9 protein-coding genes are annotated in these 7,410 nt (G+C 61.7%); 2 read left to right on the top strand and 7 right to left on the bottom strand.

The annotated features are described in order from the left end of the window. Positions 1 to 309 precede the first annotated feature (309 nt). From VGU61_RS16980 to VGU61_RS16960, 5 genes are all read right to left on the bottom strand, one after another. The gene (locus tag VGU61_RS16980; RefSeq protein WP_326860391.1) at positions 310 to 486 is read right to left on the bottom strand and encodes a hypothetical protein; all 177 of its coding nucleotides are present in this window, start codon (positions 484 to 486) and stop codon (positions 310 to 312) included. A gap of 38 nt (positions 487 to 524) precedes the next feature. Beyond that, entirely contained in the window at positions 525 to 845 is a 321-nt protein-coding gene (locus tag VGU61_RS16975; RefSeq protein WP_326860390.1) for a hypothetical protein, read from the bottom strand. Positions 846 to 924: 79 nt separating this feature from the next. After that, complete coding sequence (locus VGU61_RS16970; protein ID WP_326860389.1) at positions 925 to 1,557, bottom strand: hypothetical protein; 633 nt, start codon at positions 1,555 to 1,557, stop codon at positions 925 to 927. Positions 1,558 to 1,650: 93 nt separating this feature from the next. Continuing rightward, a complete protein-coding gene (locus VGU61_RS16965; protein ID WP_326860388.1) occupies positions 1,651 to 3,786 on the bottom strand; it encodes a DUF6351 family protein in 2,136 nt (711 codons plus the stop codon). A gap of 309 nt (positions 3,787 to 4,095) precedes the next feature. Beyond that, positions 4,096 to 5,127, bottom strand: coding sequence for a GlxA family transcriptional regulator (locus tag VGU61_RS16960; RefSeq protein ID WP_326860387.1), 1,032 nt, complete (start codon positions 5,125 to 5,127; stop codon positions 4,096 to 4,098). Positions 5,128 to 5,238: 111 nt separating this feature from the next. On the opposite strand from VGU61_RS16960, the gene VGU61_RS16955 reads away from it, so the two are divergent. After that, a complete protein-coding gene (locus VGU61_RS16955) occupies positions 5,239 to 5,499 on the top strand; it encodes a hypothetical protein (RefSeq protein WP_326860386.1) in 261 nt (86 codons plus the stop codon). A gap of 49 nt (positions 5,500 to 5,548) precedes the next feature. Next, on the top strand, positions 5,549 to 6,490 hold the full coding sequence (locus VGU61_RS16950; protein WP_326860385.1) for a homocysteine S-methyltransferase family protein: 942 nt from the start codon (positions 5,549 to 5,551) through the stop codon (positions 6,488 to 6,490). A gap of 122 nt (positions 6,491 to 6,612) precedes the next feature. On the opposite strand, the gene VGU61_RS16945 is transcribed toward VGU61_RS16950, so the two are convergent. Both VGU61_RS16945 and VGU61_RS16940 read right to left on the bottom strand, forming a co-directional pair. Beyond that, positions 6,613 to 6,810, bottom strand: coding sequence for a hypothetical protein (locus VGU61_RS16945; RefSeq protein WP_326860384.1), 198 nt, complete (start codon positions 6,808 to 6,810; stop codon positions 6,613 to 6,615). Between the two features lie 115 nt (positions 6,811 to 6,925). Beyond that, positions 6,926 to 7,243, bottom strand: coding sequence for a PsiF family protein (locus VGU61_RS16940; protein ID WP_326860383.1), 318 nt, complete (start codon positions 7,241 to 7,243; stop codon positions 6,926 to 6,928). Between the last annotated feature and the right edge of the window lie 167 nt (positions 7,244 to 7,410).

Below are 7,410 nucleotides of genomic sequence, written 5' to 3'. Positions count from 1 at the left end.
CCACCTTCCTGCACGCGAATGGGCCGGACGCCCTGTCCAGCCTTGAAGAAGGCGATCCCTCCATATGGATGCAGTGGGACGCGATCGGCGCGACGGGAACACTGCTGCACTAGCGCGTGTCCCGCCAGGAAGGATCGTCGTGCCGGGACACGCACTAGAGCAGCACCTCATATGCAGCACCGCATTGCAGCTTCCCGCCATGGCCGGCCATGCCGCCATGTTCTGCTGCGCTCGCAAGTCATCGCCAGGGCACGTGCCCTTCCCTGCTCGTAGAAGTTCCAGGCGGCCCGGTGATCCCGCTACCCGCCCTCAGTTGCCGGGTCGGTGCGCGGCTTCAATACGGGCGCGGAGTTCATCAATGAACTGGCCTCTCTGATGCCTTAACTCCAGTCTCGCATTCGCTTGACGAAGGTCCACGATGCGGCGCTTGATATCTTTATCCGGTTGCAGCGCCAATTGGATGCCAGGGCTGTTGGCATCGTCCATTTCGTCAAGCAGGATGCTCAGGATCTCGTTTCTCGCGATCAGCCAGTGGAACCGGATACCGGACTCTGCTGTTGTTCCGGGAGCAGCGGCGTTTCACTTTTCCCGTTCGTCCCCGCCATCGTTTTCTGCGACCGCTTACCCACTTTATCCGGGTTCGGCACAGAAGCTTTTTTTGCCAGCTTCTCCAGTTTCTGGCGCAAGCCGGCCTTCGGGGGCGCGGCCAGGGTTGTACCGGAGCTCGCGCCGGCGTCAGGCTTTTGCTGCCTGGGCGGTACTTGCGCTCTCTCCTTCTTCCGATCCACCACATCCTCAACTATGCCGACGAGAGTTCGGGCTAATCCTAATCCGAAAATATCCATTTGAATTTACCTGGAATGTTGGTGAAGACCGGCATCGCAGACACCGGCCGTTTTGTCTCCGCATGCAAGGATTGGTCGCCTAAGCATCATGCGAAGTCCGTCCTGCCGGGCTTGTTGAGGAAAAGGCGCTCCGCACCCTGGCGATCATCTCCTGGAGCTCCCGTATGGCTTCCCCGGTTGTCTCCAGTTCGCGGACCAGGGACTCCTTGCGTCTCATGCTGCGGACGGCGTCGTCGTGTATCTCACGAGCTTTCGTCTGCAGGCCGGCGTGCGCCGGTGCCAGCCGATTTCTCGGGAACGTATTCCCGAACAGGGTTTCGCGGATGTCGAATAATTCCGGGCGGTCCGACATGGCGTCGGGCCTCGCTGCCTTCATATGCGGCGAGTGGTGGAGTTTATGCAGTGTGCCGGCGGGACCGGCCGCAGCAGCGCTGCCGGACTGACTATTCCCTTGCGTGGATGTGACATGTGCTCGCGGCCGGCCAGGCGAAGGGCTTTTGCGCGAACCGGGAATGGGGGAGTGGGGCATCGGGCGGTGTTCCAGTTTTTGTTGGGCGACTTGCATGGGGGTGGCCACCGACGCCGGATGCAATCCGCCACGGTCGAAGAAACCGGAAGCAAGACCGGTAGGCGCTTGCCGCCGGACGGAATTGTTGAGTCGGGTGGAGACTGCTTGCTGGTTAAGTGGCGAATGGTCGAGGTCCGGTTCCATCGCTTCGGCTATTTATTTGAGTGCATGGCCCCGCGCTCAAGAAAACGGCGGGCCAAAGCCCGCCGTTTTCCTGTCGGAAGGTACCCTGCCGCCTTACTGCCGGAGTGCACCGCCGAAGGAGAGCCAGGTGCCGCGCAGGCCCTGCTGTTCCACGCCCGGCTTCGACCAGTCGCACACGCCGCCGGAGAACAGCGTCCTCAACCGTGACTGTTGTTCCGGGGTGAAGGCCGGCGTGTAGTCGCTCATCGTCACCGGCTTGAGGGTGCACTTGATGATGTCGGACGCAACCGGCGCCCCCGCCACCGCCCGTGGAGAGGCCGGCGCAGGATAGAGTGCGGCGCACCGGCCGGCATCCATCCTCTGCTCTTCCACGATGAAGGTCGGGTAATCATCACGGGTAAAGCATCCCTCCTGCAGCGCCTCGGGCTTGTTCCGCACCACTTTCTCATGTTGGCTGATATTGGACCTGTCCGCCTGGATGTTTTCCAGCCACTGGTCCATCTGCGCCAAGGCATGCATCAGCAGCGGACTGGTGCTGGAGTAGTAGCCGTAACGGAAGTCCTCGACCAGCATCACCTGGTTGCGGGCGTCGCCGTTGGCCTTGATCAGGCGCTCGCGCATCGAGAAGGAGTGATAGCGCAGGTGGATATCGCCATCCGGCCGGTCATCGGTATACGCACGGTAATCGATGATCGGGACATCCCGCAGTCCGCCCCCGCCGTTGGTCAGACGGCCGGTCTGGTAGGACTGCCGCGTCGCTTCGAGGTCGGCGGTGTTGCGCTGCCAGTTGAAGTTGGCATCCCGGTCGTAGCCGCCGATGTGCTCGTTGAGCGTGAGGAACTGCTCGACGGTGATGACGCCTTCGTTCAATGCCTGCAACCCGTATTGAATGCCGACGTTATCCAGCGGACGCCGCGCGAAGCCGGTGGCCGGATCGGTGCCGAATACATTGACCGTATGCTGGTAGATATCGCAGCGCACGCCGGTCGGATTAGTGACCGCGTTGTAACGCAGGCCCATCGGCAGGACGTCGGGGCAGAAGGTGTTCGGCGCGATGCGCAGCGCGCCGTTGTAGACGGTCGATGTGTAGATCGTCCTCACGTTCTGCACGCCGGCGACGCGGCGCTGCTGTTCCTCGGTGAACTGGTTCGGGAAATAGTTGCGGAAATAATTGCCCAGCAGGCGCTGGTCGGTGATCGAGTGCACGGTGCCGAAGTACACCTCCGGGAAGCTGCAGCCGGGCAGGATGCCGTCCAGCAGGCCGGGATAGTTGTCGGCGATCTGGTGCTGCTGGTACGAGCCGCCCGAGCAGCCCCAGCCGATGGTGTAGCGGGGCAGGCCGTAATTCTCGATGAAGCGCTCCTTCACCATCGCCATCGATTCGGCGGCCGTCAGGTCCTGGCAATTATTGCCGAACACGTTCAGCGAGGACGAGGCCATCGCATAGCCCTGCTTGAGGATGTTATCGTCCAGGACGCCGCCGGTGGTCGAGCCCTGCCGGTACCAGCCGCCGGTGCAGCCGCCGCCGAAGGTATAGACGAGACGGCCGTTCCAGCCGTTCGGCTTCACGGCATAGCTGGGCGCCGGTTCCCTGGTCGGGTCATGGAGGACCGATGTCTGGTAGATCGCGCGGTTGATGGTGCCGGTTTCGATGCGGACTACGTACGGAACCTGCTTGCCCTCGTTGGTCGTGGTCGTCGCCACATCCGACGGCAGCGCGGTCAGACTGGTCAGGGGCCTGAAGGCAGCCGGATTCGCCGTGGTCCGATAGACGTAATCCACGCGGGTCCTGATCGAGCAGTCCTCGTCCAGCGGTGCGCCGAGATTGCTGCCGTCAGGCATGGCGAACTTGTCGGTTTCGCAGAAGAAAGGCGTCTCATGCGGGCCGGAGAAGACCGGGCCGGTGATCGGATAGTTCGTCACCTGCACCGAGCTGGCGAGGCCGCGGCCGGTTTCCGGCCTGACTGAAATCGTATTGACACCCTCGGCGAGGCCGTCGACCAGTCCAATGAAAGTGCCCCTTCCGAATTCGGTAAATTTTTCCGTCACATTCCTGCTGCCGACGGTGACCGAGAAGTCCTTTTTCGCGATGCCGGGCGGCAGCGTTACTTCGATGAGCGCATCGCCGCCGCTCACCGTGTCCGGCCTGGACGATATGACGCGGATCGAACTCGATGCCGATGTTGCCTGCCCTGACTGGGCGGGCGGCACAGCGGCACCGTTGTTCATTGCAATGGTTTGTGGCGAATTGCCACTGTCTCCTCCGCATGCGGCCAGTGAAACCACCAGTGCGGATACGGATAAGCGTCCTGCGAACGCCATGTCTCTTGTAGTGGGGAGCATCTTGTTTGCCTAAGGTAAGTGGAAGCTCCCTGAGAACGCAGTGCTTATGTTTTTCAACCATATTAGGAGCGAGTACCGGGCGGGGCTTGAGCATGATCAAGCCAACCGGCATGCGGCGGCCATGGTTGCAAATCGGCGTCACATCCCATTCCGCAGGGCGGGCGGCACGCCGGGCGGAGAGATGCGGCCCGGAGTTTAGGTGACTGCCTGGATTGCCTTCCGCATGCCGCCGAAGCGCTTGCGGTACTGTGCCGGCGTCAGATTGACATGCCGGCGGAAAAGCCGGCTGAAGAAACCGGCGTCTTCATATCCCACTTCGTTGGCGATCGCCTCCACCGGCTCGCTGCCCGCTTCGAGCATCTGCTTGGCCTCTTCGAGACGAAGCGTATGCACATATTCCAGCGGCGACATCCCGGTGGCCTGCTCGAAGCGGCGCTTGAAGGAGCGCTCGGGGATGCCGCTGTACCGGATCATCGCGGCGACCGGCGACGGCTCCGCGTAATGATCGGCAATCCACGTCTGGCAGCGTGCAATGACGGCATCCTCCGCCTGCCCGGTGCGGGCCAGGCTGGCGAACGGCTGCTGGCCGATATCGTTCCAGTCCACCAGATTCACCCGCGCAGTCTGCATCGCCACCTCCACGCCCGCAAGGCGGGCAATCAGGTACAAGGCGAGATCGAGCCAGGAAGTGCCGCCGCCGGCCATGATGAGGCGCTGTCCTTCACCCGAGGCGACCAGTGCCCGCTGCGTGCGCACCTTGACCTTGGGATAGCGGCGCGTCATCAGATCGCAATAGGCCCAGTGCGTGGTCGCTTCGTACCCGTCCAGCAGCCCGGCCTCGGCAAGCAGGATGGCGCCCGAGCACGCGGTTGCCAGTATCTTTCCCGCCGCATGGCATGTCCTGAGGCAGGCGATTTCTTCGAGGAAGCGGCCATCCAGCGGCGTACCCGGCGCAACCATCAGTTCCGGCACGCAGACCACATCGGCGTCCATGCAAGCGGCCAGCGATGCGTCGGGCGTGATGCGGACATTGTTGCCGCCGATGAATGAGTCGCCGTGGCAGGACACCACCCGGGGCACCATGGTCACCACCCCGGCGCGTCCTTCCACGATCTGCGCCCAATCCCGCCCGGCGGACATGAACATGTCGTACATGCCGTAGATCACGGACGCGGACGTTTCGGGCATCGCGAGGATGGCGATGCGGACAGGCGGTTTTGCATTCATGGCCGTTTTGTCCGTTTTGTCGGATTTTTTGCCGAAATGGCTTTAGTGCGGACGAACAGCGGGACGTATCGTTGCATCCCGTCCCGCAACAACGCCTTGAAGAGATTTCCCATGCCCACCCCCGTCGAACTGGTCACCATTCCCGTGTCGCTGTTCATGTCGTATGGCGCATTCATGCTGCGGGAAGGGATGCTCCCCGGCCGCCGTCTTCCCGCTGTCGCAGGCGGGAGAAGCCGCAGCCCGACGGCGTTCTTATTCTACTTCTTCCTGTTGCCCCGTTTCCCTGACGCGGACGGAGCAATGGGCACTTTCACACCCCTGCCGGCTTCAGCGCACAGACCGGTTTTTTCAACAACGCATCGCAGCGTGTGACAGAGATGCGGCCGTTTCGCGATGCACCGCAACCTAAAGGAAAACGACCATGAGCAAATACCGCCACAACCTGCCGCAACTCGGCGACCGCCTTTTCATGACCGAAGGCGGACTGGAAACCACGCTGATCTTCCACAACGGCATCGACCTTCCCTACTTCGCATCCTTCGACCTGCTCAAGGATGCCGCGGGCACCGCGGTGCTGGAGGATTACTACAAGCACTTCGCCGCGATGGCGGTCGAGCGCGGCATCGGCGCCGTGCTGGAAGCGCCGACCTGGCGGGCCAATCCTGACTGGGCGGCAAAGCTTGGCTACAGTGCAAGCATGCTTGCCGAGGCGAACCGGAAAGCAATCTCGCTCCTGCTGCGGGTACGCGCGGCATACGAGACATCCGCCAGTCCCATCGTCATCAGCGGCAATCTCGGCCCGCGCGGCGACGGCTATCGCGCCGATGCGCGCATGACCGCCGCTGAAGCCCTCGCCTACCACCACGCGCAGATCGATACGTTCGCCCGGACCGATGCCGACATGATCGCCGCGTTCACGATGAACTATGTCGACGAGGCAGTCGGCATCGTGCTGGCCGCCAAAGACTGCGACATGCCGGTTGCGATCTCCTTTACCCTTGAAACGGATGGCAGGTTGCCGTCGGGCGACACGCTCAGGGATGCAATCGAGCGCACCGATGCACGGACCGGTGGCTACCCGGTCTATTACATGATCAACTGCGCTCACCCGACGCATTTCGACACCGTCCTCCATGAAGAAGGCGGATGGCGGCAGCGCCTGCGCGGACTGCGCGCGAACGCGTCGCGGCGCAGCCATGCCGAACTGGATGAAGCCAGCGATCTGGATGACGGCAACCCGCAGGAACTGGCGATGCAATACCGGTCGCTGCGCTCGGCGCTGCCGGGACTGGTGGTGGTGGGAGGATGCTGCGGAACGGATCACCGGCATGTGGATGCGGTGTGCCGCAGCATGGCCGCCTGAGACGGATTTTCCGGACCGGCCGGTGTTAGGTTCTTTGTTCGGCTATGCGGATAACCGATGACAAGGTCGATAAACAGGTCCGGAGATAAATCCGGACCTGGAAAGGTTGTCTTCCGCGGGGATCATTCGGCGGAAGCATCCACCTGGAAGGGTTTGTCATACTCGTTGATCTGGCTGTGGGCCATGTTTCCGTGCGTTGCCGACGCCATGTTGGTGCTTGCGCAGCCCGACAAGGCAAGAGCGGCGATGGACAGAACAACGGAAACCAGACGGAAAGTCGTGGTTCCCGCTGGTCCGGTGCGGGTGGTAGTACCGTTCATGTGATTCTCCAAGAGGTTGATTCTCTCCCTGATTCGCAGGCTGGTTCGCGATGAGACCGCCCGCGCCACACCATGCAAGCCCCGGACCAGCGGGCCTTGCATGTGCCAGCTTGAATTAGCCTTTCAGGCAATCGCTCATGAATTTCTTGCGCTCATCGCCCTTCATCCCTTTTGCTTCCGCATTGCAGGACTTCATCTTGTCCTGTTGTGCTTTCTGGGCGGTGCTGGTCTTCGGCTTGGCGGACAGGCAGTCCTTCATGAAGGCCTTGCGCTCGTCACCCTTCATGCCGGCCGCTTCCTTGTTGCAGCTGGCCATCTTGTTTTGCTGATCCGTCTTCGGGGCGTCGCCAGCTGCCGCTTTCTCGGAGTGCGTTGCGGCGAATGCGGAGCCGGTAAAGGCCAATGCGGCGATGACGGCAAAAAGTTTTTTCATGGCTGTTCTCCTTGGGTTTTTATGATTGGAAATGATCCGGTTTTCACTCCCACGTCGCCATGGTCTTTTTGCATTTTCCTTGATAGCGGGGTGTGGTTGATTGGATTATAGGATCGGCCTGCCCGATTGCGCTTACAAGACGTTTATCCAAATCAATCCAAAGCGAT

Origin of the sequence: Noviherbaspirillum sp. (assembly GCF_035944575.1) — a bacterium.
Lineage (GTDB): Bacteria > Pseudomonadota > Gammaproteobacteria > Burkholderiales > Burkholderiaceae_D > Noviherbaspirillum.
Note: the sequence above shows the minus strand (reverse complement) of the source record. Positions and strands in the feature narration are given on the sequence as shown.